Source organism: Legionella sainthelensi, assembly GCF_900637685.1.
GTDB classification, from domain to species: domain Bacteria; phylum Pseudomonadota; class Gammaproteobacteria; order Legionellales; family Legionellaceae; genus Legionella; species Legionella sainthelensi.
This window is the reverse complement of the sequence record NZ_LR134388.1, coordinates 1,203,196-1,228,686: the sequence shown is the minus strand read 5'-3', so window position 1 is coordinate 1,228,686 and position 25,491 is coordinate 1,203,196. Positions and strand designations below refer to the sequence as shown.

Sequence of the window (25,491 nt, the reverse complement as noted above, 5' to 3'; positions counted from 1 at the left end):
AATGAAACAACCTAAAAGAAAAGGATTTACCTTAATTGATTTAATGATAGCTTTAGTGGTTATGGCGATACTGGTGACTATTGCCTACCCCTACTACGTGAGCTTTTTGCTAAAAGCACGCCGCGCTGATGCTTTGGCCACACTAGCTCAAGACCAAATTCTTCTTGAACGCTGCTATGCTCAAAATTTTTCTTATAATACATGTACCTCTTTACCTGCTTTTCCGCAAACATCAGCGCAAGGATTCTACAGCATCACCTTAAGTAATCTGGGTGCAACATTCTATACTCTTACTGCAACACCGCGAGGAAGCCAGACCGAAGATACTACGTGTGCGAGTATGACAGTAGATCAAGCCAACGTAAAAACTGCCGTAGATTCCTCAGGAACGACGCAAACGATTTGTTGGAATCCTTCATAGAACCTTCATAAGACATGGAATATTTTAAGTGAGAAGTGTAAGACTTAATTTATGAATTCAACGTGCCTCCAACAATACCGAGAGGCACGTTGCAATAGTATAAGTACATTCCAAAGGAACTCATTAATGTAGGTTCGATAAAAATTGAAACTCCATTTTTTATGTCGAACTGAATTCATTTAGAATTGTACTCTATATAAATGCCACGCATTTTATAGGATAGCGTTCGTTTAACAACGTAAAGGCAGCATGATGGAGCTACCTTTACGTAGATCTGATGTTAATCAGTAGAAGTTGTTCAAACCAGAAGTTTTGGAGTCTTCTTTCTTTGTCACAACTGTTTTTGAGGATGCAGCAAGGAAAAATCCTCTTCTAAAGCCTCCGAAAGTAACTTCATCATCTTTCTGTTTCACAGATTGTTTTTTAGAAGGTGTATCACCTGAAACTACTTGACTCTTTTCTTGTTCTTTGAAGACCACTTTTGTTGGACTTGTAAGCTCAAGAGGAATAGTATTCGCTTCATGATAAGCTAAGATGAAACTCTGATGCTCTTCAGATGAAATCAGATTATGCTTCTCTAATATTCCTAAAATATCTTCTAATTTAATTTCATCAATAGTTTTAGCAAATTGTGCATGATAATGATTGTCATCCATATTAAAATCATCTTGATGATACAAATGATGATCGTAGTCATCACGATGTACAAAGCGATAAACACCCAGTTCATTTTTGCGCATATCAAACATTTTATCTATTTGCGCACTCACACAATCCATTTGCGAAAACAATAAAACCATGAGTAAATCGAGCTCGGTACGTATTGGCGGAAAAGACATTTTTGATTTTGTATAAACAGTAAGGGTATTGTCATACAAACTTAAATTAACATTTTTGCATAAATGGGTGAACGCCTTAGGCATATAAAACTCCTAATTATAATAAACACAAACTGACCAAATTATGAGCCTGAAGTTTAATATAGAAACATTAAGGTTTTATTAAGAGCTCCTCCCATTAAGAAAAAATTTTGATCACGTCTTTTTACAAAACGTATTAAACAGGCCAGCTGGAATGTATCGTCAGCACATCAAAGAAGTGGAGAGATACAAGCCCACAATACACCTGGTATTTGATAAAAATAATCTTAACGTCAATAACGCTATAAAATTAAAAAGCCAGCTTTAATTGTTCCCAATACCGGTTATAAAGCATTAATGTATCTTCTCCAACATCGCGTTGGAATTGGCCCTTTTTCATGATTTCTTCAGAAGGATAAATCATTGGATTATCTTTTATTGATGAAGGCAACAAAGCACGACCTTTTTCATTAGTAATAGCATGCCCTTCCTTTAATGCGATTTGTGCACTTGTCTCGGCCTTAAGCATAAAATTAATAAATTGGAGCGCCTCTCTGAGATGCGGGGGATTTTTAGGAATGGCGAGACAATCCACCCAAATCACGAAACCATCTTCAGGATAAACAAACTCAATAGCCTTGTTTTCAGCCTGTGCTTTAAACGCATCACCATTCCACGCAGATCCTATGAGCGCATCCTCATCGATAATAATTGCCTGAATGCTGTCACTTGCAAATAATTTAATATTAGGCACAAGTTTTAATAAATGTTCATAAGCTTTTTTAATATGCTCCGGATTATTATCATTCGGATCAAATCCCAAACTCATTAAGGCGATTGCAAATATCTCCCGTGAATCATCCAGGAGCATCAGTTGATTATGCCATTTTTTATCCCACAACGCACTCCAAGCTTTTGGTGGGCGATGTATCGCATTGCTATTATAAAAAACACCGGTTGCCCCCCATATAATAGGCGCACTATAATGATTATCCTTATCATAATCATTATTAACAAAACGTTTATCCAAGTTGTCAAGATTCGGCAGTTGGTGATGACTCAACGGTTCTAGCATGCCCTGCCTTTTCATTCGTTCTACAAAATAGGCAGAGGGAAGAATCACATCATAAATGGTTTGTTGGCTTGCTTTTAACTTTGCATACATTGTTTCATTACTGTCATAGGTTGAAAAATTAACCTTAATTCCAGACTCTCGTTCAAATTGTTGAATTAAACTTTTAGGAATTTCCCCGCCCCAAACATAAACATTCACAACTGGATTAGCCAAAATCTTGGAAGCAAAAAAAAGAGACAGTGCAAATAGAAAATATTTCATACCAGTTTTCCTGATAATCGATGAGAAATAATAACTAAAATCATGGATAGAACAAAAATGATCGAACACAAAGCATTCAGCTCAGGGGTAACCCCTGCACGAACTAATGAATAAATGGTTAATGGCAAAATCGTAAAATCTGGACCGGCCACGAAATAACTGATAATGACATCATCAAACGATAAGGTAAAACTTAAAAGAAATACACTTAAAACAGCCGGCCAAAGTAAAGGCAATAAAACTCGTGTAAGTGCAACATAACGGCTAGCACCCAAATCTAACGCGCTAAAATAAATATTGGGATTTAACGTATGGATTCGAGCATTAATAGTTAATATCACAAAAGGGATTGAAAAGGTAACATGAGCAATTAATAAACTTAAAAAGCCTATAGGGACCTGAGTCAGATTAAAGAAAATTAATAAGGCAACACCAAGAACTAAATCAGGAATAATAATGAGTAACAATAACAAGGTATATAAAACTTTGCGGCGTTTTGAACGAAATAAAAATAAATAGATGGAAGCCAAAAGACCCATGGTCGTTGCGATTAATGCCGAGCTTAAACCCAGCATGACTGAATTTAAAAAAGACGCCCACAAATCTCGATCACGAAAGAGTTCGTAATACCATCTTAAAGAAAAGCCATGCCACTGCAATGAAAACTTAGCATCATTAATGGAATATAAAACCAATATTACAATTGGAATATAAAGAGAAGCATATACAAAAAAAGAAAAATGCGCTGCATGAGTGTTTTCATCGAATCACCTCATTTTTCTGGCGTCTGAAAAAAAACAGCAACAAAAGCAGCAAAAATGTCAGTAAGACACTGGTAGCAGAACCTTGAGGCCAATTACTTAAAACAAGAAACTGATTTTGAATTAAATTACCTAATAAAATTGAACGAGCACCTCCCAACACATTTGGAATATAAAACAAAGTCATAGCAGGTAATAAAACTAATAAACACCCCGACAAGATTCCAGGTGCCGTATTCGGCAAAAATACCCGCGTAAAAATAAACCATTTACTAGCTCCTAGATCTCGAGCTGCTTCAAATAATCTGAAATCAAATCGTTCCATATTGGTAAAAATAGGAAGCACCATAAACGGAAAGAGATTGTAGACCAAACCAATAATTACAGAAAAATTCGTATATAATAAGGACAAAGGCTCATGAATTAAATGTAATTTCAATAAGATTGCGTTTAAAACACCCTTAAATTTAAGGATAGCTATTAATGAATAAGTTCTTATCAAAGAGCTTGTCCAAAAAGGAATAAAAATCAACAGCAACAAAATCGATTGACGCTTTGATTTAATCATCAAATAACTAAATGGATATGCAATTAGCAGACATAATAAGGAAGTAATACAGGCAATGATTAAAGAGCGAAAAAAAATTTTAGCAAAAACCGGAGTAAATAAATCCGCGTAGTTTTCAAATGTAAAAGGAAAGGCAACAAGATGAAAACTATCCTTTGAGAGAAAACTCGAAACAAGCATCATCAATAAAGGAATAACACCAAAAAGAATTAACCAGAAATACAAGGTGTAAAGCGCAATGGATCTAGTCTTCATAAGGTAATAAAACCTCCCAACCGGATAACCATTGCACCCAAACACTTTCATTGAGCGTGTATTCTAATTTATCATCATCTTCGTCAAAAAACTCTGAAGCATAAATCATTTTCCCTGAGGGAAGTATAACCTTCAAATCTACGGTTGAACCTTTATAAATAATATCTGCAATACGTCCTGGCAACATACCTTCTGTCTTATCTACTTCCGATAAACTCCAAACACGAATATCTTCTGGACGCACCGTTAAATGAATTCGATCACCAACCACATAATTTCCACTATTTTTGCAAAGCAGGGATACTCCTTCGATAAAAGTAGTAAGATTCGTATCTTCTAGGGAATGAACCTGAACATCAAATATATTTGCTTCACCAATAAATTTGGCTACATATAAATTTGCAGGTGTTTCATAAACACATTTAGGGGTTCCGATTTGTTCTATATGACCATGATTAAAAACAACAATCCGATCTGACATGGATAAAGCTTCTTCTTGATCATGAGTCACAAAAATAAATGTCATGTTCAAAGTTTTCTGTAGCTGTTTTAATTCTGATTGCATCGCTTTTCTAAGTCTATAATCAAGAGAGCTTAATGGCTCATCTAATAAAAGGACTTGTGGTCTATTAATAATTGCTCGTGCAATCGCAACACGTTGCTGTTGGCCGCCACTTAATTGTTTGATGTTGCGTTCTGAAAACTCCTGAAGTTGGACTAATCTTAAAGCATCAGAAACTCGCTCTTCGATTTCTTGAGGAGGAACTTTCTTACATCGCAAAGCAAAAGCAACATTTTCAAAGACGGATAAGTGCGGAAAAAGTGCGTAACTTTGAAAAACCGTATGCACGTCTCGCTTTTGGGGCGGCAAGCGGTTAACACATTGACCATTAATATAAATGTCCCCCTGAGTAGGACTTTCAAATCCAGAAATAAGACGTAATAATGTGGTTTTTCCGCAACCTGAAGGGCCAAGCAAAGTCAAAAACTCACCGTGATGCACACTCAAAGAAATATCATTCAATATTGAAGTAGAGCCATATGATTTATAAACATGTTTGATTTCAATGAGGGGTGTGGTCATGTGCTTCGTTAAATACAAAAAACTCTAATTATCCCTGCTGTTTCCTCTCTTGTCTAGTAAACTAAAGCGGACAAACAGAACTCATTGCCATTAAGTTAACGTCAGTTGTGGATAGAGTCACTACTTCAATCGTCCGCGCAGATATTGGATCAAATACAATTTTTATCCATAACTCACGTGAAGTTAAGGATGAAAATAGCATTTAATTTTGCTTTACAAAGAGAGCATAACTCCCTACCATCTATTCCCAATGGATAGTCCAACTTGAAATAAAATGGAAGTTTTTTGCTTTTTTATAGGCATATTATATCGATATACCTTGCACGGATTTTTGCCTGTAATTATTTTTTTGATTTGTTTCATTATTCCTAAGTACACGAATATTCTGTTTTTTCTTTTAGGTGTCCTCACCGCCTCTCTGCATCAATCACAAAATTTACCTAAAGGAATACCTGATGTAGAGGTAATACCTCAAGCGAGTATAGAAGGAACCATTGCATCAATACCAGTCCAAGGCTCATCCAAGACACTTTTTGTATTAGCTTTAGAACAATACGACCACCATCCGGCCCAAGGGATAATCCAATTAGTATGGTACAACAAAGCCCCTAAAATTCATGCAGGACAACGATGGGCATTTAATGTGAAATTAAAAAAGCCGAGAAATTATCTTAATCCAGGGAGTATGGATTATGTGCGTTCACTCACAACTCGTCATATTGCCTGGACTGGATATATTCATTCCAGAGGCAATAAGTTACTGCAAAAATCCTCTTCATCTTTTAATTGGCTAGAACTAAGGGAACAATTAAGTGATCAACTTAACTTATTAGCACCTGATCAACAAACCGCTGGGATTATAGAAGCATTGGCGTTAAATATAACAACCCATATTGCCCCCAAAAGCTGGGATTTATTTAGACGTACTGGCACAACCCATTTATTTGGTATTTCAGGTGAGCATATCGCCTTAATTTCTGGCATTGTTTATTGGTTACTGCGTTGGTTATGGACTCGAAACTCTCGTCTTTGTTTATATATTCCAGCCCCTTATATTGCAAGTATCGGTGGTCTTTTAGCTGCTTTAGGATATGCTTTTTTAGCAGGATTTGCTCCTCCTGTTCAAAGAGCTCTTATAGGATGTTTTTTTTATACACTCTATAGTTTGGGTCACCAGCGTTTTACTGCTTGGCAAGTATGGCGATATGCTCTATGTGGTGTTTTATGGATTGAACCACATGCAGTATTTATGCAAGGATTCTACTTTTCTTTTCTTGCTGTAGCATGCTTGCTCTTAACGCAACAACGTTGGCGCTTCAAAGGATATAAAGCTTCTTTAGTCTTACAGTTAAGCTGTTTAATTGGGTTAATGCCCCTAACCTTATATTGGTATGCTTATGGTTCCATTAATGGATTTATTGCGAACCTATTCGCAATACCTTTGGTGGGATTACTCATCGTCCCCTTATCATTAATGACTATGACCGTCAGTTCCTTAAGTATTGCAAAGATACTGATGAAACCCCTTTCCTTGCTCATTTCATTATTGTTTAAAGGGCTCTCGCTGACAGAACATTTAGCTGCAGTCAATATTAATTGTTCCCTTTACTCTATGGAGATGGCGATTGTGCTAATAGGAGCTTTATTGATGTGGGTTTTATTACCCATTAGATCTTTTCAATGGATAGCCATGCTTTGGCTACTGCTTCCATTTTTTCCACCACGAACAATGCTCCAATCAGGTGAAGCCAAAATCGATGTTTTAGATGTGGGACAAGGCTTGGCTGTTGCAATTCGAACACAGCGCCATGTTTTGCTTTATGATACAGGAGATCGCTTTTTTCAAGGAAATGATTTAGGAAAAATGGTTATCTTGCCTTATCTTAAAGCCCTGGGCATCAAAAAAGTGGATATGATAGTTGTAAGTCATCCTGATAAAGATCATCGTGGGGGACTTAATTCACTGGAGAGAGAAATGCAAGTAGACAGACTATTGGTCAATGACCCTCATTTCTACCACCGTGGTTTAAAATGTCATGATTATCCACCATGGCAATGGGATGGGATCTCGTTCCGTTTCTTGCCAATTAAAACTCATTTTACAGGAAAGAACAACAGCTCTTGTATTCTACAAATCGAAACACATGCTGGACGTATGCTCTTAACGGGTGATATTGAAAAAATAGCCGAAGATTATTTAGTGCAAACTTATGGTAATAAGCTTAAATCAGATGTACTAGTTGTCCCTCATCATGGCAGCAAAACATCGTCATCCTATAGATTTTTATTAGAAGTTGCTCCGATTTATGCTATAGCCTCCTTGGGTTTTGATAATCGTTTTCACTTCCCTCATGCTAAGACTTTAGCAAACATGAAAAATTTGAGTATCCCTTTTTACAGAACAGATATCTGTGGCATGGTGCAAATTACTTTACCTGTCCAAGGATCAATCAATAAGCCCATTTGCTTTAGTGGACAGCGGTTGCAACCCGTGTAACTATGTGCATCCAGAATCAAGATTCAAGTCAATCTAAATTCAATGCCTGAATTTCGGTCGCACTTTTTTTAAAAAAAGCTATAGTAATTAAAAAAAGAATGAGCATTTTATGTTAACTGAAACAGTAAAAAATCAATATTACCAAGCATTGCTTACCAAAGACTCTGGATATGATGGTATTTTTTATGTTGGAGTGAAATCAACGGGAATATTTTGTCGACCAACCTGTCCGGCAAAAAAACCAAAACTTCAAAATTGCGAATTCTTCCAGACTGCTCAAGAGGCACTCCTGGCATCCTATAGGCCTTGTTTGCGCTGTCAGCCATTATCCCATCCTAACCAAGTTTCTCATTTAATCCAAACTTTGGTTGCTGCCGTAGAGGCAAATCCTGAAAAAAGATGGAAAAATAGTGATTTCGCGGCTTTAGGAGTAGACTCATCAACCGTACGCAGACAATTCAATAAACGATTTGGAATGACCTTTGTTGCATATGCACGTGCACGCAGAATGGGTATTGCTATGAAACAAATTCGGGAGGGTAAAATAATGATTGAGACACAACTTAATGTTGGATACGAATCAAGCAGTGGTTTTCGTGATGCTTTTTCTAAAATTATGGGAACAGCGCCCTCTCACTTGACAAAGCATCCTCTTGTTTTGAAAGCTTCTTGGTTTGATTCTCCGTTAGGACCAATCCTTGTGGTTGCTAATGAGGAAGCATTGTATCTTTTGGAGTTTGTAGATAGGCGTGGGTTAGAGCGTGAAATTGAGCGGTTGAGACACAAAATGAATGCTGCGATCGTCCCTGGTAACACGCCTCCTATAAGATCCATTGAAAAGGAGCTTCAAGAGTATTTTGCAGGACATCTGAAAAAATTTAATACACCAGTCCATATGATAGGAAGTCTTTTTCAAAAAATGGCATGGCATGCTTTAACATTGATTCCTTATGGAGAAACAAGAAGCTATGCAGAACAAGCTCAAGCTATAGGAAAACCAACTGCATACAGAGCTGTTGCCAACGCAAATGGAGCAAATCAGCTTGCAATTATCGTCCCTTGTCATCGTATTATTAATTCTAGTGGGAATTTAGGAGGGTATGGTGGAGGTATTGCCCGTAAGCAATGGTTAATTGAACATGAAAAGAAACATAAACAATGTGTGTAGCGTCTAGGAGATCTAAATTGATAGGTACGTAGCCTAAATGCAACGAAGAAAAACAAGATTCTAAGTCATCGCAAATCTTGTACTTTACTACGTAGCACCTGTGCTACGAACTAACAATCGCGAGCACCCTCTCCCCCAAAATCTTAAGCAGCTCTTGCAATTTTCTTTGATATTTTTAAGCATTAGCTGTTTTATATCAAGCTTACTATTCCATCAAGTTTCAAACATGATGTACATAATAACAAGATAAAAACCAGCATAAGATGCGAGCTCTCTTTATTTACATTTTTTTAACTATTTAGTTTCAAATCATTATAAAAGCGGCAAAAATCACAACTAAGTACGCACACTACTTTTTCTTATTTCAAAAATCCGATATAAATTTAATGGTAATAAAAAAGAATGTAGAATAAAAATTGGATAGAGTGTGCTTCCAATTGCATAAAGAATAAACGCTACATTAGAACAGATTGCTATTAAACGTAATGTCAAAATTCTTTTGACATAAAAAGTTGCAAAAACCAAACAACAAGCCAAATAACCTATAATTTCGATCGTTGCTTCCATTTCAACTCCTACTTCCAATCCCTTCATTATTCAACATACACCTAGTATGCCTAAGCCGCAAGTGGCTTTACTTTTTTGTTATCTTTATCAAGTAAAGCAGAAAAGAACTATATCTGCATAAGATTTCTCAAAAAATTTATTGATAGTGCCTCACTGCAAAAAAATTGAAAATTGTCTTCTTTGTCATGCCCACGTTTATGATTGAAAAAATTAAACCATTGGGTAAAATTTCAAGTTTTGAGGACCCCTAATGGCTTATGAAAACTATATAACAGAACATCAGGAAGATTTTGATTTAATAGTAGAAGCAGCTGAATCAATGGCACAAGATTGGATTGCCCAAGGCTTTGATCCTTGGACTACTCATTCGCTCTATGATGTTCGAATGGCAAAGGAATGGAGTTCTTTTCTTAATTCTAAATTTTACAGCTTGTACAACAAAATAATTCTTCCAATTAAAATTTCTTCGCTTGAAGAGCCTGGTAGAGCATTTAAACTTTTTACTGCAGCAATTGAAAATGACGTAAAAACGGATGTGATATCTTTTAACCGTGATCTGTTTATTGTATTTTTTAATGACTATTTAAAAAAAACCAGTGGAATAAAAGAGCTGGTCTTTGAATACAAGCCAGCGCAACCTCATAATGACAATGTCAGTATTGACAGCAATCACCCTAAACTGAATCAAGAGTCCGAACTTTGTAAGGCAGTCATGGCTCCCTTCACTTTTTGGAGCCGATGGGGCATTAAGCATGTCAAATCACTTATGGCAATTGAAGAGCAGCAGCCTTCCAATACTAACTCAAATTTATCAAACTAATTCATCATACTATTTTTATAAATATTCTCTAAACCTGTGTCATAGGGAATAGACCCAATGATACTAGGAGTAATTTTCCTACGGATAAGCAAATACTGCTACAAAGGCAGGGGAGTTACAGAGGAGGAGGCAGGTGGAGAAATAAAACCTCGTTCGGGAATGAAAGCAATCGCTTCCTGTTCAAATGTAGTTTTAATGGCAGTAAGGACTTCATCTCTTACTGTTGCTAAATCAACACTTGACCAATAAAGCACTTTAAGCTCGATCCCTCCCTTGTCAATCATTTGCGAAAATAAAATTTTGGTACTTGGCATAGGTAAAATATGGCTGCATTCGTCACAAATTTTTTGGAGTAAAAACTTAATATTAGAGACATCATGCACGGAATCGATTCTAAGTACTATTTCATCACGTTTTTGCGGATAGGTACTTAAATTAGTAATTTCTGATTTGATTAAACCCTCATTAGGTATGCGAATCAATCGATTATCACTTGTTTTAATTTTTGTAGATAACCAATCAATAGTTTCTACAGTTCCTTTAATATCTTTAATTGAAATAACATCGCCTACTTTAAAAGGTCGTTCAAAAAGTAAAAATACACCACTAATCAAGTTAGACGCTGCCGTTTGTGAAGCAAAGCTTAATGCCACAGTGAACAAACCGGCAGTCCCTAGCAATATAGTTAATTTGAAACCCATTTCATGTAATGCTGAAACTAAAAACAACAAAAATAAACCATAAAAAACTACGCGACTTGATAACATAGCCTGATGCTTGGAAAATCGGTTTTCAATGAACTTTTCTACCCAATAACTGATTTTTTTGGCAATAAAATAGCCAAAAAAGAGCAGCAGTACAGCAAATACAATCCGCTCCCAGTCAAGATGTTTCAAATATTCTAATGTGCTATCCATAAAAGACCATTTAATATACTGAAAAAACAAACATAAATTGTATCAATTTTCACCAAAAGATACTATAAACTTTTCACTTTATTCGCCTGCTTATCTTCTTCTAAGTTGATCGGATGACAACGTCTATAGTTCTCGTGTGGTGTTTAAAAGCAAAAACCCGCGAGAAGCTCTTGCGGGTTATTTCATGTCATTGGATTATTGATTAATAACATGAATCTTGATACCAACAATGTCCATAAGCATTGCAGACACGAATGGTTTGACAAGCAGGAGGAGCATAATAATAACCTGGCACGCCAATGACAACACCAGTACCTCCCCAGCCCCAGCCACCCCCATGGTAATAACCACCATGATAGCCGTAATAACCACCGTGATAACCACCATAATAACCGCCATGCCAACCACCACCATGATAATAGCCGCCATGATAGCCACCATACCAAGCAAGACATGGGGCAGAAGAAAACAGGCCTAGAGCAAAAACTGCAACACATATGATTCTTTTCATAATATTTCTGCTCATAATTATTTCCCTTTCCTAATATCGATACACAAATTATAGCTTAAATAAGCTTCAAAAATAGATCGTATGTTAAATTTTTGCTATCAAACAAGTCCTAAAAAATGGACTGATCACAAAAATTACCGAGCAAGAAAAATATCATCCAGCCACTTTTCTTTATGCCGCAAAAAACAAAACGCATAACCATACCGTAATCCTACTCAATGTTATAAAATGGCTAGAAAAATAGAACACCTTTTAAAGTTGTATTTAAAATGAAACTTAAGTATGATTTACTAATTATTTACATCAGTGAATTATTTATGACTGGGCTAAATAAAATACACATCGAAAACTTAGCGACTCATTTTTACCGAAAAGTGCGAAAAGATGAAGTCCTTGGGTCTATTTTCGATAAAGCTCAGGTTGACTGGAACGAGCATATTCCTCGGCTTTGCCAATTTTGGAATAGTGTGATGTTGAAGACCAACGAATATCATGGTAATACTTATCAAAAACATCTTTTACTGAAACAGTTTACTCCCATAGAGGAACAGCATTTTATACGTTGGCTTAATTTATTTCGAAACGAGACCTTACATCATTTACCTGTTGAATCCGCTCAAAAAATCATATACCGAGCCTCATTAATTGAGGAATCATTACGATTTGGAATACTGAGTCAAAAAAAAGAGGTAGAAACATGCTAAAACCATTGGCTCGTGATATTATAGTTACTTTGATTATTAAACTTATCTTATTGATTTCCCTATGGATAATATGCTTCAAGAATGTGGAAAAATCACATTTAAGCAATGAGCAATGGTTACTAGGAATGCAAGAAAAAGAATATCTTCATTCTCACGAAAAATGAATGAGGGAAATCCCCCTCTAAATAGGGGATTATAGGAAGGACTTTATCAACAAAAGTACATGACATGCGAGGTGCTCAATGATTCCTGGTAGTGAACTAGTCGATCTGTCGCGTTTACAGTTTGCCCTTACAGCGCTTTATCATTTTCTTTTTGTCCCACTCACTCTAGGCTTGTCATTGCTTTTAGCAATTATGGAAACCATTTATGTCATGACTGGGCGCGATATCTGGCGACAGATGGTCAAATACTGGGGTGTTCTTTTTGGAATTAATTTCGTTTTAGGTGTTGCAACCGGCCTAACTATGGAGTTTCAGTTTGGTACCAACTGGGCTTATTACTCTCATTATGTGGGTGATGTGTTTGGCGCTCCCTTAGCCATTGAAGGGCTGATGGCCTTTTTTTAGAAGCTACTTTTGTTGGTCTTTTTTTCTTCGGCTGGGATAAATTAAGCCGATTGAAACATATGTTTTGTACGTGGCTATTGGCTTTAGGTACTAATCTTTCAGCATTATGGATTTTAATTGCCAATGGATGGATGCAAAATCCTGTTGGGGCTGAGTTCAATTTTCACACCATGCGTATGGAAGTGACTGATTTTGTGGCTGTTATGTTTAACCCAGTAGCTCAAGCAAAATTTGTCCACACCATTAGTGCAGGCTATGTTACCGGATCTATTTTTGTTTTATCTGTAAGCGCTTATTTTTTGTTACGGGGCAGAAACATTAATTTTGCGAAACGATCAATGACTGTAGCTGTAAGCTTTGGACTCGCTTCTGCATTGGCTGTAGTAGTACTTGGTGATGAAAGCGGCCACCTCGATAACGAAAACCAAAAAATGAAATTCGCGGCTATAGAAGCAATGTGGCATACAGAAAAAGCCCCTGCAGCACTTACAGTTTTCGGCATCCCCAATGAAGAAACAATGCAAACTGATTATGCTATTGAAATTCCTTATGTATTAGGCTTAATTGCGACACGCACATTCACTCAGCCCCTACAAGGTATTTCAGAGTTAATTGAGCAAGGAAAGGAACGCATCAAAGAAGGAATACAGGCCTATGAAGCATTAACCAGATTACAAAAAAATCCCAATGATGAACAAGCAAAAGCTGATTTTACAGCGCATAATAAATATTTAGGCTATGGCCTATTGTTAAAAAAATACACAGAAAAAGTTGTTGACGCAACTGACGCTCAAATCAATCAAGCGGCACATGATCTAAAGCCACGCATTACTCCTTTATTTTTCTCATTTCGTATTATGGTCGCTTGCGGGTTTTTCTTCATCTTACTCTTTGCTACTGGCTTTTACTTATCGATGAAACGCAAATTACATACCTCTCGCTGGTACTTGCGTGCGGCATTCTTCGCGTTACCCCTACCCTGGGTAGCAGCAGAGCTGGGTTGGGTCGTAGCAGAATATGGACGTCAACCTTGGGTAGTGCAAGATATTTTACCCACTGCAATGGGAACCTCCAGTCTTAGCTCTGCTCAAGTACTTACTTCAATTACCGGATTTATCCTCTTTTATACAATACTTGCCGTGGTTGAAATCTATTTAATGGTTAAGTATATCCGTCTTGGCCCTGATAATATGGCTCACTAGGAGAGACTCATGATGCCTTTGGATTATGAAACATTGCGAATTATATGGTGGGTACTGCTTGGTGTGTTATTGATTGGTTTTGCAATAATGGATGGTTTTGATCTAGGGGTAGCCATGTGGTTGCCTTGGCTTGCAAAAACAGACACTGAAAGACGCGTGTTGATTAATAGTATTGCGCCTACCTGGGAAGGAAATCAAGTTTGGTTTATTCTAGGCGGAGGGGCAATTTTTGCGGCCTGGCCAACGTTATACGCACTATCCTTTTCTGGTTTTTATTTCGCCATGCTTCTGGTGTTACTTGCATTAATCTTACGCCCAGTTGGATTTAAGTATCGCTCCAAATTAGCAAATCCTCAATGGCGTTTATTTTGGGATTATTCGTTATTTATCGGGGGAATTGTACCTGCACTTATTTTTGGGGTTGCAATAGGAAATGTCCTGCAAGGTGTTCCATTTTATTTTGATGAATATTTACGACCATTCTATACAGGTAGTTTTTTTAGTTTGCTTAACCCTTTTGCTTTATTATGTGGCCTATTGTCAGTTGTGATGTTAGCCATGCATGGCGCTTTTTTTCTGAATTTAAAAACAGAAGGGCATTTACAACAACGCGCCATTAATGCGGGAAAAATAAGTGCTTTATTCACTCTTTTGCTTTTTATTGCCGGTGGCCTTTGGCTTCATTATGGTATTGACGGTTATATCTTAAATGGTACCTTAGCTCATGATGGCCCATCAAATCCCCATTATAAAACAGTAATTCAACAAGCTGATGCTTGGTTTTCTAACTACCGTGCGTTCCCTATTACCTTATTGGTTCCTGGAATAGGCGTTATTGCAACCTTATTAACGCTCATTACGTCAAAATATGGGAAAACAGCTTTTCTTTGCAGCAGCTTTTCGGTAGCTGGCATCATTGCTACAGTAGGTATAAGTATGTTTCCATTCATACTTCCCTCTTCGTCTCATCCAGAACAAAGTTTGCTGGTATGGGATAGTTCATCAAGCCAATTAACCTTATTTATTATGTTAGTGGCTACTGTTATTTTATTGCCCGTAGTATTACTTTATACAGCCTGGGTTTACCGGGTATTACGTGGAAAAATAACAGAGAAAACCATTATTAAAAACAAAGATACTGCTTATTAGGAGGCTTATTATGTGGTATTTCTCCTGGATTTTAGGCACAGGCTTAGCCTGCTGCTTCGCCATCTTGAATGCAATGTGGCTTGAGTTAAAAGATTCCGATACAGAATCCTCTAATAAAGACTCAATGTAAATGAACTTACATTGAGCCTACACATACTTAGTTCAGAGGAGATGGACTGAAAGAATTTTTTTCCATTAGTTGCTCTAATGATGGATGTCATTTATCTAGGTATCGTTGCGCTGTTTGTATCGCAAAATCGAGGGTTTGAACAAACACAGCCTCGTTTGATTACGCCTCTGCACATCATTTCTTTTGGTATAAATAATTTTTTAATTGATGTAAGTTCAATGCGTTATCAGTATGAAGCATACGAGGAGGCAAATTTATCCTAAACTTTTTCTGAGCTCTTCATGTTTTCTGCATTAGGAGATTCACTATGAAACCAAAGTTGAAGGTCTGATTTGAGAGCCCAGTTTATAAAAAGTGCCTGTAACCCCTCCAATAATTTTTTTTGAGGGGTAAATTGGGCAAAACAGTAAAATTAGTCCATTTAGATAAAGTTGCTGAGCCTTTCGCAAAAGTTTGATTTTCAAAAAAACCAATAACCTCTTCTTGAGACAGTGCTCAAGCTGTAAATCATGTTTTTATTTACATTAGAAGTAGAAGCTAAAAAACGAAAATTATTAGCAAAAAGTGTTAAAAATATAATCATAAATTAAGGAGCTAGCGCAAACAAGCCAATTGAGTAACTTGTCTACTTGAGCCTTGAAATCATAGCATGACTTATAATCCCACCCAGCGAATAAACTCATTACTTGCATTTAAATTAACTGCTGGTTTTCCTTCAAAATAAACAGTGTAACTAGTAGCAGCTCCATTTTCACGAGCAGAGTCACCATTCACTTTAACTTCCTTTATTTTACCTAAATTGACAATTTGCATTTGTGTTTCGTAATATCCACCTCGAACCACTTTAAGAACTGGGATAACAAAATAAATGTGACTAAGTTCATTATCTTGCCCTGGATTTTCCATCTCGTTTTTTGCTAAATAGCTTAGTTCATTGGTGCTCAATGCAATGTACTCCTGATGATCTATTTGACGACGTAGCATGCGTGTTAGTGGTGCTGTTCTATGAAATATTTGCGTATAATCATCTGCTGAAATAACTGCCACTGGTTTGCTTTCTGCATGCTTGCTTCCTTTATAGCCACTACCCACAAATAAAATAGCATCCCGATGATCATCAGGAGCAGCGGCGGGAATTTGTACCGTTTGATTATTTTCATATTGAGGCAAGGAGGTCTTATCACAATTTAAAAACTTTGATTTTGCAAACCACATGTCACTAGGATAATAAATGACTAATAAAGACTTATCTTTTATGGTATTAATAATTGCTTGAGAGTTTTCCATAGGAAGTGCTGGGCACCCCCAACTGCGCCCGGGTCTTCCATATTTTTTAATAAAGCGTTCCTCTACATACCAACCAGAATGCATCACTACAGCACGATTAGAGGCATTATCATTAAAGCTCCTATCCAGACCATCTAAACGTAATGAAAGGCCATCTCGACCATAATAAGCCTGCTGGGTTTGATAAACACCTATACTACTTGCTTTACTATTATATTTGTTAGAAAAATAATTGGTCATTAAAGATCCGGATTTAATACCATGCGATACATAAGTGTGAAACAATAGTTTTCTTGCCGTTAAATCAAACACCCATAAACGTTTTTCATTTGAAGGAAGAGAATAATCAATAATCGTTAAAATATTATTATGATCTACATTGTATTGATCCGCACATCTTAAAGTTGTCAGTACTTTATTAATCACTAATGGATTTAAATTAGGTGCCTCATGATTCAGCATCAATTTGATGTCGTTTAAAGACTGCTCGTTAATTTGTATTGGGCCAGGAAATGGAGCAGCCTCATTAACAAATAGATCATAAATCATTGACTGTGTTTGAGGAAACCTCAAAGGCGATTGCGGCAAATAATTTGTTGTTACTGCTAAAACGAATAGCAGGATTGAGCCCATGATTTGTCCTTCTTATAGTTATTCAAATCCCATATGTTTAATATAGCTCAAAAATATCATTACAATTGATTGGTGAACACCTTAAAAATGTTGCATAGAAATTAATATTCATTTCAGCTAAGCTGAGCGAACATCAGTTATTGGATAAAAAAAGTCGCTTATTTAACTTATCGTTCTAGCTGAGAGGCACTGCTTACGTAAGAGTTTTGTCATTTTCGCGAAAGCGGAAATCCAATTCTACAGGAGCTATGTGCCCCATCAACATGGGCCTCGCTTGTGTGAGGACGACTCCCTCAGTCAATAGCAGTGTTCCCCAGCCTGAATGAAAACAAGGAAACATCACCTTATTCTACTTTTTACATAGAAGGAACTTGTTTTGTATCTTCATGCTTTATTGTGTTGTCTGTTCTATAGCAAACACTAGTTACCGCATTGGTCACATGTAAAAGCGCATCTGCCACATTAACCATCACTGGTCGTGATGAACCACCCGAAGCAACCCATCCATAAATTGCACCTAGACTTGAAAAGTTAAGTGCTGCATTTCCAATACTTGTTAATGCATTGTCATTACCTTGAAATGTAATAATGTTCAATGCATGTATTGCAATTTCAAAACCATTTTCCCAGATTGTCTCTGGATTATTTATCATCTCATAAGCCGCTAGTGCAAGAACCAAACCATTAGCAACTTGCATCGTGGCGCGCCATCTATTTTCTTGATTAAAAAAACCTAACATTTAAATCCTCCTTAATGACGTTAAGTTGATTGAACTTTAAACATGTCGGCCATAAAAATCAAGTGATTTTATAATTAGGGTCAGTTGACAATTCACCTGCCGCCTACGTGCCGCGGCTTGTCCGCGGCATCCAGTAGATGGTCAAATTAAAAGCTGAACAACCTAATTGATTGATTAATGAAAGCACACTCATAATATAACGGCTCAGATACCAAGTATAAAACGAGTTTGCAATGCTTAGACTTATGCTCAATGACGGGCGTTGGTCAAAGCTGAGGGAGATCATGCTACAGCACAGAATTTATGACAAGCCCAATCTTGGTAGGATAGTTGAGGCAATGTTATATCGCATGCGGGTTGGGTGCCCTTGGCGTGACCTACCGATAGATTTTGGATGCTGGAATTGAATTTATCAACAATTTAATCGATGGTCATCTCAAAAAAAGTTAATTCAAATTTTTAAAACGCTTGTGCAAGAGCCCGATTTAGGATGGGAGTTTATTGATGGCAGTATTGTCAAAGCTCATCAACATGGTGCTGGCGCGCCTAATAAGGAAGAACAAGGCATTGGTAAGTCGGCTGCTGGAAATACAACGAAGATTCATATGGCCGTTGATGCTCACGGATTACCTATTGATTTTGAAATAACAGGTGGCGAAGTGCATGATTGCAAAGTGGCACCAGAATTTATCGAAAAGTTACCTGCTGCAGAACATACTATTGCAGATAAGGGTTATGATAGCGAAGAGGTTCGAGATACCATTCGAAAAAAAATCATCCATTCCCGTGATTCCAGGAAAGAGCAATTCTAAAACTGGCAATGCAGATATGGATTGGGGTATTTATAAATACAGACATCGAGTTGAAAATTTTTTTTTCAGAATAAAACACGTTCGTGCAATCGCCACAAGAGTTGATAAATTAAAGCGAAACGATGCTTCTCTTGTTGCTATGGCATGCGCATTTTTATGGCTACCTATGTAGCGCAGCTTCCGGTATTATCTCAGTGTTTGTCCAACAGTCAAGGAAGTACGATGAGTCTGGCTCAGTATAACGTACATATGCTGGTCTATCATGAAGCATGTGAATTATACGTTGAAGCAGCACGACGTGAAAAACGTTTCAAAAATTGGCCAAGACAATGGAAAATAAATTTAATAGAGAAACTAAACCCTCAATCGCGTGACCTGTATCAAGAAATTTGCCAATGATTTAGATCGATTGGATGCCGCGGACAAGAAGCGGCACGTAGGCGGCAGGTGAATTGTCAACAGACCCTAATGAGAATTACTTTTTTATTCAGGAGATTAAAATCAATAATCTGTTTTGTTGCACCATCAATATCTTGTCCATGTAAATCAATATATTATATTTGGGATATAATTATCGGCATCATACAATTATCAATTTTTATATGTATGACTAAGAAAAATCATATTTAATCTCCCTGCTAAGAAAAAATATATTGGATGCCATACTCATGAGCCAAACGGAATAGTTCAAGATTAGCTCCTTTAGGATGAACAATGACCGCCAAAAAGAATTACTCTAAAATTTGCGAACCTAATCGTTTCTTAATTCGGCTAAGAAATGAGTGATGGAGCGTGCATCTCTAATTGCTAATCGACAAAACCATCGATAACAAATGTTCTATTTTATCTGTTCTATTAATTATCGATTGGAATGCATATTAAACAAATGAACTATTAATTTTATTCGTAAGTGGAGTTCAGGTGAAATGCTGGGACATTCTTTATTGAGGCGATAAAGTTTTTCGGTGAGTTTATTAGCAAAGAAAAAATCGATCCGTTGATTCACTTTTTCAAAAAATACTCTTCTGGTATTACATCCTCAAAATCTGAATCTGAAATAGCTTGGTTGTAACCAATTGATCCTTGTATACAATAATCTAACTCATTGAAAATGTTTAATTAGATCATTCTTAACCAAGTGAGTAAAGTTTTTTCATGGTTTTCAACAGGCCGGATGATTAAATGAATCTTCTTTTTTATAAGTGTTAATATAGATATTAGAATAATTATTTGTTAAACAGACTACCCATTAATAAAATTGGTAATCCGTTTGATGGTTTTCATAAGCTGCATCCCGAACCATTATATTTAATCATCTAGGTTTCCGTAAGTTTATCATCAAATCAAGCTAAGATTATAAAGTGGAGTAAGAAGAATTGATTGTGCAATTTCTGGAAAAAGAAGGTATATCTTGCTTATCAATCTCCGATTTGGCTTGCGATTGATTAAAAAAGCTATACATATTCTTTAATACCGTGGGCAATGAAGTATCAAGCCATTTTTTCTGATTTTGAAAACCTCTAATTACTTGCTTAAATTCTTCAAATAGATTTTTGATTTTGTGTTTAGCGACGTCATCAAATGCATCACTTTTTTGCCAGAGCGAAAGAAATACATCTGTTTGTTGCAATAGAATGGATAAATATTCAGTTAAAAATTGAGCTTTCTGGTCGTTATCAACCTTTTCATCCCAGTTTACTTTAAGCCCACTAAAATCAAACTCTAATGAAGGTAAACTACGTTGGTTTGAATCGTTGCCTTCCGATATGCCAAAAGCAAGCATATCGAATAAAAAAATGGCGTATTCAATAGATAATTTACTGAAAAAATCATTGTAAGACGCATCACTTTGCACTGTATATTTGTTCAAAAAACTTAAGAAATCGCGCAATGCGTGGCGAAATTGTTGTGAATACTGTGCATGATTATTCTCGGCTTCAAAAAACATATCTACCGCATGAATCATTTTATGAATCAGTTCCTTATACGTTTCACTTGTAGGCTCCATTGTATTTAAAAGGTGCGTTGTAATCATAGAAAGTTGAGCCGATAGATTCTCTGAGTGATTCGATGTTGTTGTTTTATACTCTAGATAACCCCATTCTGTTCTCTCTACTCTATTTTGTTCATATGATTCAAAGTGATATTTTTTACTCAGAATAATCCGGCCAGCATACAACTCTCTATTTAGAATCGTTTGATAAATGGCGTCTCGTTCACACTCGATATCATTTACAAAATATTTCGTCCATTTTACTTCAAGTTTTTGCAGCACTTTATTGCTCTATTATTAATTTATAAGGTTCTATATTTAACCAACAAATGATTTTTAAGACTAAGCAATCTTTTTAATATGTCATATCAAATATTTTGATATGATTATAAAAGAAATGGAAAGAGGACTTCTGTTTCTGAAAAAATAAAGTAATAGGCACTATTTTTGCTGATGATCCTAAGGATGATGTTTTCAACCTAATGAATCATATAAAACGGAATTATCGGCTTAGGTCGTTTTGGAAATAGAATGTAACAATTCAGACAAATCAGCGCGAATGGCATAGGCTAATTGATTTTGAGAGTAATGAGATACGGAAGTATGGGATTTATTAAAAAATGAAGATTTTTCTTTAGGTCTTTTTTTATCTTTCAAAACATCTTCCAAAACAGTTGGTAATGATTTAAAAGAACATTCGCATTGCGCACTTTCCTGAAAAGCCTGAAGAATGGGGTCTAATTCTTCTTGCAAGGTAAATACTAAATTTTTTGGAAAAAAATATGGCTGCAAATCAGCTTATCCAGGATTTCAATTAAATAATCAATTTTAGCATTCAAATCTTCGATACTATCAAATTTATTTTTATAAAGTTCCTTTTTATTGGTTAAAACCAGATAATCGTATTGACCCGTTAATTCTCTATCAGGAGCGGAATAAGAAAAAGAAGATGTAACTGATGGTGAGCTATCTTCGTTTAAATAGATTGATACACTATTTTTTATTCTACCTTGTAGTCCAAGATCATAAAGCTTATCTTTGGAGCTCAAGGGCACAATATGAGCGCCTCCTCCTATAAAGATAGGAAGAGTATCTTTACGACAAAAACTATTGATTAGTTTGGAAAATTCCCCGTTAGTAACAATAATGCGGTCAGGGCTTTTTTGATACGCTTCCATTTTTCGTATAATTTTTTGTGTTATCTCTTTACTTTTATAAGAACTAAATGGATTTGATTTTTTATTTTCTGCACCTAATACGGTCAATCCCATAGAAAAAGACACATAAATCAACTCATAGGTATCTATTGAATTTTCCTTTAAAAAGGATGCTTTTTTTAGTGGATTAACATCTCCTTTAATCGCATTTTTTAATGCGTTTTTTAAGGCTGTGTTTTCTGATTGATTTAAACTCTCACTGATAATAATGATACGACGTGACGAGTTGGTGAGAAGGTCTAAATTGGATAAAATAGCGTCTATTGTAGGACTAATATTATGAATTTCGCCAATTAAGATACTAGAAACGGAGTCATCATTTATCAACGAACTTAATAACGCCCTAAATGATGAATGGGTATCTATATGAGCCCTAGCGTCTGAAGGTGATAGCATTTTTGTTAAAATTTAATCTATAATGATTAAATATACATCACAAATCCCTCTAAATCGAATATTTTTAAACATATATATAGTAACTCATGCAGCATGAGGCTTGGTTTTTTAGCCTGTCTCTTCGTCATAAGTTAAAAAATTCATGGGAAAATCAGATTTGATGATTGAAATTTTGGCCTCTTTAAGAAAATACTAAAATTGATTCTTTTGTAATTGGTGCTTCTTCTAAATGTTCCTGAGCAGGAGGAATATTTTTAGCAAATAAATCTGACAAATTGTCCATCAGTAAACGCACATTTTGTCTATCAGGAGCAATACAATTTTTCTTTTCCAAGTTCATGTCTCGATCTTCGGCTTTAAGACGTCTTTTTATATGATTTTTAATCTTCTCATCGAAAAAAGGATTTTGCTCCATTTGGAGCATTTGTTGATCAATTGAGTTTTGATACTCTGCAGCAAGCTTATTGACTTGCTTTTTCAAAGTAGATGCCTCATCAATCATTTGCACCTTTTCTGTTTTAAAAAAAGAAAAAAATTGGGACAAAAAATTACAAATCTTAACTAAAATAGTGTCATGCAAACGAATGAACTCATTTAATGTTTCTCTCATACTCTTAAGATCATTAAGAAAATGTAAATTTTCTTTTATATGAACCACTAATTTAGTGTTGGCTTGTACCGCTTCTTTTAATGCATCATTTGCTTTTTGTAACACTGCGAGCTGTTCGGAACTTTCATGAGTAATTAATTGTTTAATCTTTTCATCCTGATTAAAAAATCGATTATTTATCGCAATAATTTGATTTTCTTTTTTTTCTAATTGCTTTTTCAAATCAGACATACAAATTTGTGCAAGCTCTTTTAATTTGATTTTACAATCGCTATCTAAAGTCGCAGGTAAAGTAGATGAAAATGCCTCTTGAATCATTTGTGGCGTAGCCGTTCGATAAGCAATAGTAAGCGGAGAAGCTACCCAAGAAAGCCCATTGACGACTCCAGAAGACAAATCAGGTGACTCAATAGCCTTCTCCAGTTGATCTTTCTTTTCAAGTAACTGTAATTTTACAACTCCCTCAGTATTTTCTAAAAGAGTTTGATATAATTGCGAATGACTCGTTATAAAATCAAGAAAATACTTTCTTCCAGTAATTTTTCGCTCATTATCTTGTGCTGCTGCAATTAACTTGTTAATATTTTCTATCTTTACTTCAATTTCAGCCTTTTTATTTCTCAGCTCAATTAAGCGTTCAATACCTGAAGAAACCCTGTCTATATCTGCTTCAAACTCAGTGAGACTTGCTAGAATGTCTTTTTTTTTCGGCTTTATTTCTATGGGATAAAGAAAAGCTGTTTGTGTGCGCTCACGCAGCAAAGGCGTCTGGCTCAACACTTTAAAATAACGCTTATTTAAAAGTATCTTAATCGAGTTTAATGGATCATTTTCAGTCTTATCTGTTCCTGCTTCTCGATTCTCTATTTGTCCTAATTGATGCTCTTTTTCTTCAATCTTTTCTAAAAAATAGGTAATTTTGAGCTTCATTTGTTCAATATCAATGATAAGAGATGCCATCATTTGCATCGACCAATTAAGTTCATTTAGTGACAGTCGTATAATATTAAACAACATATAAGAAGAAAACAGAAAAGTCTTATAGTGTTTTTTATCCGTAAAAGGGATGGTGTTTATAGCAATTAATTTTTCAATTGTATCAATTAATAGGGTAACATTTTGTGCCGTATCTTTTTTCCAATTCTCATACAATTGAGTCAATATAGTACTCAAATGAATAAGTAATGCTCTTTCTTGGGCTGCCGTCTCTGGTAATTGTGCTATTGCTTCATCTATAAATAATTTGGTAAAGACTGCCGTAGCCCAGGAGCGAGAATTATCCTGATTAAAATCGCTAAACTTCGATTCAGCATCAGCCTTTATTATTTCTAGCCTATCTACAGAATTCACATACTCACTGATAAGGAGCGCGACTTCTAGAATCTGGAGTTCATCATCCGATTTAATACCACGCCATTGCTGAAAACGTTCCCTTTTACTTAGCATATTAACTCAACTCTCTAGTTGACTGGATATATCCCTTACATGGGAAAAATTATGTCATTAAGATGAATTTTATACAATATTAAATGCATCAATTATCAAGATCACTTGCTTTACGGTTTACACTGTCAATGCGAGTATTTTCTTCAATAAGTTGATTTATTAATACATTTCCATACCCAACCCATGCATTTTTTTTAATGGTTGTACCTGGTCCTACAACAGTAGATACGCCAATAAACGCATCATCCTCAATGACAACAGGAGATAAAAGAAGTAAACCACCAATATCGGAATGACAACTGATGGACACCTGACTTGCCAAAGTGACATTTTTCCCAATGCTAATCAATGGACAATCGACAAAATCGATATCAAACGAATTCATAATTTGAAAAGAAACCTTTGCCCCCAGGGCTCTCCAATAAAAAAATTTAATACAATGCAATGACTGGAATAAAGGATTGAGCCCCCAAATTTTAGCAGAACGAGAAAGGGCAAAATGGCAAAACCAAGCAAGCATCATTTTACTAAGCTCACGCTTATATCGTCCAGGTTTCAGAGTAGGTAAACATAACCTAATCGCTGCGATAATCATAATAAACGAAGCAAAAAAAATAAATGGTGCCAAAGGCAATACCAACCATGTATGTGCATAACCATGATAAATAAATATTCCAGTTAAGCTAAATGCAGCAACACCAGGCATCAAACTCAATAAAATAGAAATGATATCGCTCACAATTAAAAGAGATAACGTTAATTCTGTTTTGCGAGGAGCTTTTTTAGTTTTTTTCTCAACCATAATATCTACCTTTAAATAGGATTGGTAAAATTTCTT

Annotated in this window: 25 protein-coding genes and 2 pseudogenes; 12 read left to right on the top strand and 15 right to left on the bottom strand. The window is 35.9% G+C overall.

What is annotated here, in order from left to right; all coding sequences use genetic code 11:
* Position 1 precedes the first annotated feature (1 nt).
* Positions 2-421 carry a type IV pilin protein gene (locus EL220_RS05510; protein WP_027271734.1) on the top strand — a complete coding sequence of 140 codons (420 nt, stop codon included), beginning with the start codon at positions 2-4 and terminating at the stop codon, positions 419-421.
* Between the two features lie 284 nt (positions 422-705).
* On the opposite strand, the gene EL220_RS05505 is transcribed toward EL220_RS05510, so the two are convergent.
* The 5 genes from EL220_RS05505 to potA form a co-directional block, all read right to left on the bottom strand.
* Complete coding sequence (locus EL220_RS05505; RefSeq protein ID WP_027271733.1) at positions 706-1,344, bottom strand: hypothetical protein; 639 nt, start codon at positions 1,342-1,344, stop codon at positions 706-708.
* Positions 1,345-1,591: 247 nt separating this feature from the next.
* Positions 1,592-2,617, bottom strand: coding sequence for an ABC transporter substrate-binding protein (locus EL220_RS05500; RefSeq protein WP_027271732.1), 1,026 nt, complete (start codon positions 2,615-2,617; stop codon positions 1,592-1,594).
* A complete protein-coding gene (locus EL220_RS05495; RefSeq protein ID WP_232002641.1) occupies positions 2,614-3,192 on the bottom strand; it encodes an ABC transporter permease subunit in 579 nt (192 codons plus the stop codon). Before EL220_RS05495 ends, EL220_RS05500 begins: the two co-directional genes overlap by 4 nt.
* A 184-nt stretch (positions 3,193-3,376) precedes the next feature.
* Positions 3,377-4,201 carry an ABC transporter permease gene (locus tag EL220_RS05490; RefSeq protein ID WP_027271730.1) on the bottom strand — a complete coding sequence of 275 codons (825 nt, stop codon included), beginning with the start codon at positions 4,199-4,201 and terminating at the stop codon, positions 3,377-3,379.
* A complete protein-coding gene (gene potA, locus EL220_RS05485; RefSeq protein WP_027271729.1) occupies positions 4,191-5,285 on the bottom strand; it encodes a spermidine/putrescine ABC transporter ATP-binding protein PotA in 1,095 nt (364 codons plus the stop codon). The genes EL220_RS05490 and potA overlap by 11 nt, the downstream gene beginning before the upstream one ends.
* A gap of 274 nt (positions 5,286-5,559) precedes the next feature.
* Between potA and EL220_RS05480 the strand changes: the two genes are divergently transcribed.
* Positions 5,560-7,782: a DNA internalization-related competence protein ComEC/Rec2 gene (locus EL220_RS05480; protein ID WP_027271728.1), complete on the top strand. Its 2,223-nt coding sequence runs from the start codon at positions 5,560-5,562 to the stop codon at positions 7,780-7,782.
* Between the two features lie 109 nt (positions 7,783-7,891).
* Positions 7,892-8,950 (top strand): bifunctional transcriptional activator/DNA repair enzyme AdaA, encoded by a 1,059-nt coding sequence (locus tag EL220_RS05475; RefSeq protein WP_027271727.1) that lies wholly within the window; start codon positions 7,892-7,894, stop codon positions 8,948-8,950.
* Positions 8,951-9,286: 336 nt separating this feature from the next.
* Here the strand turns inward: EL220_RS05475 and EL220_RS05470 are convergent, their stop codons facing one another.
* A complete protein-coding gene (locus EL220_RS05470; RefSeq protein ID WP_027271726.1) occupies positions 9,287-9,517 on the bottom strand; it encodes a hypothetical protein in 231 nt (76 codons plus the stop codon).
* Positions 9,518-9,767: 250 nt separating this feature from the next.
* On the opposite strand from EL220_RS05470, the gene EL220_RS05465 reads away from it, so the two are divergent.
* Positions 9,768-10,337, top strand: coding sequence for a hypothetical protein (locus EL220_RS05465; RefSeq protein WP_027271725.1), 570 nt, complete (start codon positions 9,768-9,770; stop codon positions 10,335-10,337).
* Between the two features lie 98 nt (positions 10,338-10,435).
* Here the strand turns inward: EL220_RS05465 and EL220_RS05460 are convergent, their stop codons facing one another.
* On the bottom strand, positions 10,436-11,254 hold the full coding sequence (locus EL220_RS05460; protein WP_027271724.1) for a mechanosensitive ion channel family protein: 819 nt from the start codon (positions 11,252-11,254) through the stop codon (positions 10,436-10,438).
* Between the two features lie 202 nt (positions 11,255-11,456).
* The gene (locus tag EL220_RS05455; RefSeq protein ID WP_027271723.1) at positions 11,457-11,780 is read right to left on the bottom strand and encodes a hypothetical protein; all 324 of its coding nucleotides are present in this window, start codon (positions 11,778-11,780) and stop codon (positions 11,457-11,459) included.
* A gap of 254 nt (positions 11,781-12,034) precedes the next feature.
* Here EL220_RS05455 and EL220_RS05450 point away from each other — a divergent pair, with 254 nt between their 5' ends.
* The 6 genes and pseudogenes from EL220_RS05450 to EL220_RS05430 all read left to right on the top strand — a co-directional run bounded on the left by EL220_RS05450 (position 12,035) and on the right by EL220_RS05430 (position 15,782).
* Positions 12,035-12,469, top strand: coding sequence for a group III truncated hemoglobin (locus EL220_RS05450; RefSeq protein ID WP_232002640.1), 435 nt, complete (start codon positions 12,035-12,037; stop codon positions 12,467-12,469).
* Positions 12,463-12,633, top strand: a complete 171-nt coding sequence (cydP, locus tag EL220_RS19630; RefSeq protein WP_330987400.1) for a cytochrome oxidase putative small subunit CydP — start codon at positions 12,463-12,465, stop codon at positions 12,631-12,633. Before EL220_RS05450 ends, cydP begins: the two co-directional genes overlap by 7 nt.
* Positions 12,634-12,711: 78 nt before the next feature.
* Positions 12,712-14,240 (top strand): annotated as a pseudogene (locus EL220_RS05445) (cytochrome ubiquinol oxidase subunit I).
* Between the two features lie 12 nt (positions 14,241-14,252).
* Entirely contained in the window at positions 14,253-15,389 is a 1,137-nt protein-coding gene (gene cydB, locus EL220_RS05440; RefSeq protein WP_027271720.1) for a cytochrome d ubiquinol oxidase subunit II, read from the top strand.
* Positions 15,390-15,396: 7 nt separating this feature from the next.
* Complete coding sequence (gene cydX / locus EL220_RS05435; RefSeq protein ID WP_197718854.1) at positions 15,397-15,519, top strand: cytochrome bd-I oxidase subunit CydX; 123 nt, start codon at positions 15,397-15,399, stop codon at positions 15,517-15,519.
* Positions 15,520-15,596: 77 nt separating this feature from the next.
* Complete coding sequence (locus EL220_RS05430) at positions 15,597-15,782, top strand: hypothetical protein (RefSeq protein ID WP_027271718.1); 186 nt, start codon at positions 15,597-15,599, stop codon at positions 15,780-15,782.
* 391 nt (positions 15,783-16,173) lie between these two features.
* Here EL220_RS05430 and EL220_RS05425 read toward each other — a convergent pair whose 3' ends face one another.
* The gene (locus EL220_RS05425) at positions 16,174-17,439 is read right to left on the bottom strand and encodes a murein L,D-transpeptidase catalytic domain family protein (RefSeq protein WP_027271717.1); all 1,266 of its coding nucleotides are present in this window, start codon (positions 17,437-17,439) and stop codon (positions 16,174-16,176) included.
* Positions 17,440-17,795: 356 nt separating this feature from the next.
* Positions 17,796-18,179: a hypothetical protein gene (locus EL220_RS05420; RefSeq protein WP_027271716.1), complete on the bottom strand. Its 384-nt coding sequence runs from the start codon at positions 18,177-18,179 to the stop codon at positions 17,796-17,798.
* 233 nt (positions 18,180-18,412) lie between these two features.
* On the opposite strand from EL220_RS05420, the pseudogene EL220_RS05415 reads away from it, so the two are divergent.
* Both EL220_RS05415 and EL220_RS05410 read left to right on the top strand, forming a co-directional pair.
* Positions 18,413-19,163 (top strand): annotated as a pseudogene (locus EL220_RS05415) (IS5 family transposase).
* Positions 19,136-19,390, top strand: coding sequence for a GIY-YIG nuclease family protein (locus EL220_RS05410; RefSeq protein WP_232002639.1), 255 nt, complete (start codon positions 19,136-19,138; stop codon positions 19,388-19,390). Before EL220_RS05415 ends, EL220_RS05410 begins: the two are co-directional and overlap by 28 nt.
* 955 nt (positions 19,391-20,345) lie before the next feature.
* On the opposite strand, the gene EL220_RS05405 is transcribed toward EL220_RS05410, so the two are convergent.
* The 5 genes from EL220_RS05405 to EL220_RS05390 form a co-directional block, all read right to left on the bottom strand.
* A complete protein-coding gene (locus EL220_RS05405; protein ID WP_051544780.1) occupies positions 20,346-21,266 on the bottom strand; it encodes a hypothetical protein in 921 nt (306 codons plus the stop codon).
* Positions 21,267-21,494: 228 nt separating this feature from the next.
* Positions 21,495-21,737 carry a hypothetical protein gene (locus EL220_RS18655; RefSeq protein WP_232002638.1) on the bottom strand — a complete coding sequence of 81 codons (243 nt, stop codon included), beginning with the start codon at positions 21,735-21,737 and terminating at the stop codon, positions 21,495-21,497.
* An 8-nt stretch (positions 21,738-21,745) separates the two neighbouring features.
* Complete coding sequence (locus tag EL220_RS05400; protein WP_232002637.1) at positions 21,746-22,528, bottom strand: hypothetical protein; 783 nt, start codon at positions 22,526-22,528, stop codon at positions 21,746-21,748.
* A 250-nt stretch (positions 22,529-22,778) separates the two neighbouring features.
* Positions 22,779-24,653, bottom strand: a complete 1,875-nt coding sequence (locus tag EL220_RS05395; protein WP_027272134.1) for a hypothetical protein — start codon at positions 24,651-24,653, stop codon at positions 22,779-22,781.
* A gap of 88 nt (positions 24,654-24,741) precedes the next feature.
* The gene (locus tag EL220_RS05390; protein WP_027272133.1) at positions 24,742-25,455 is read right to left on the bottom strand and encodes a hypothetical protein; all 714 of its coding nucleotides are present in this window, start codon (positions 25,453-25,455) and stop codon (positions 24,742-24,744) included.
* Positions 25,456-25,491 lie beyond the last annotated feature (36 nt).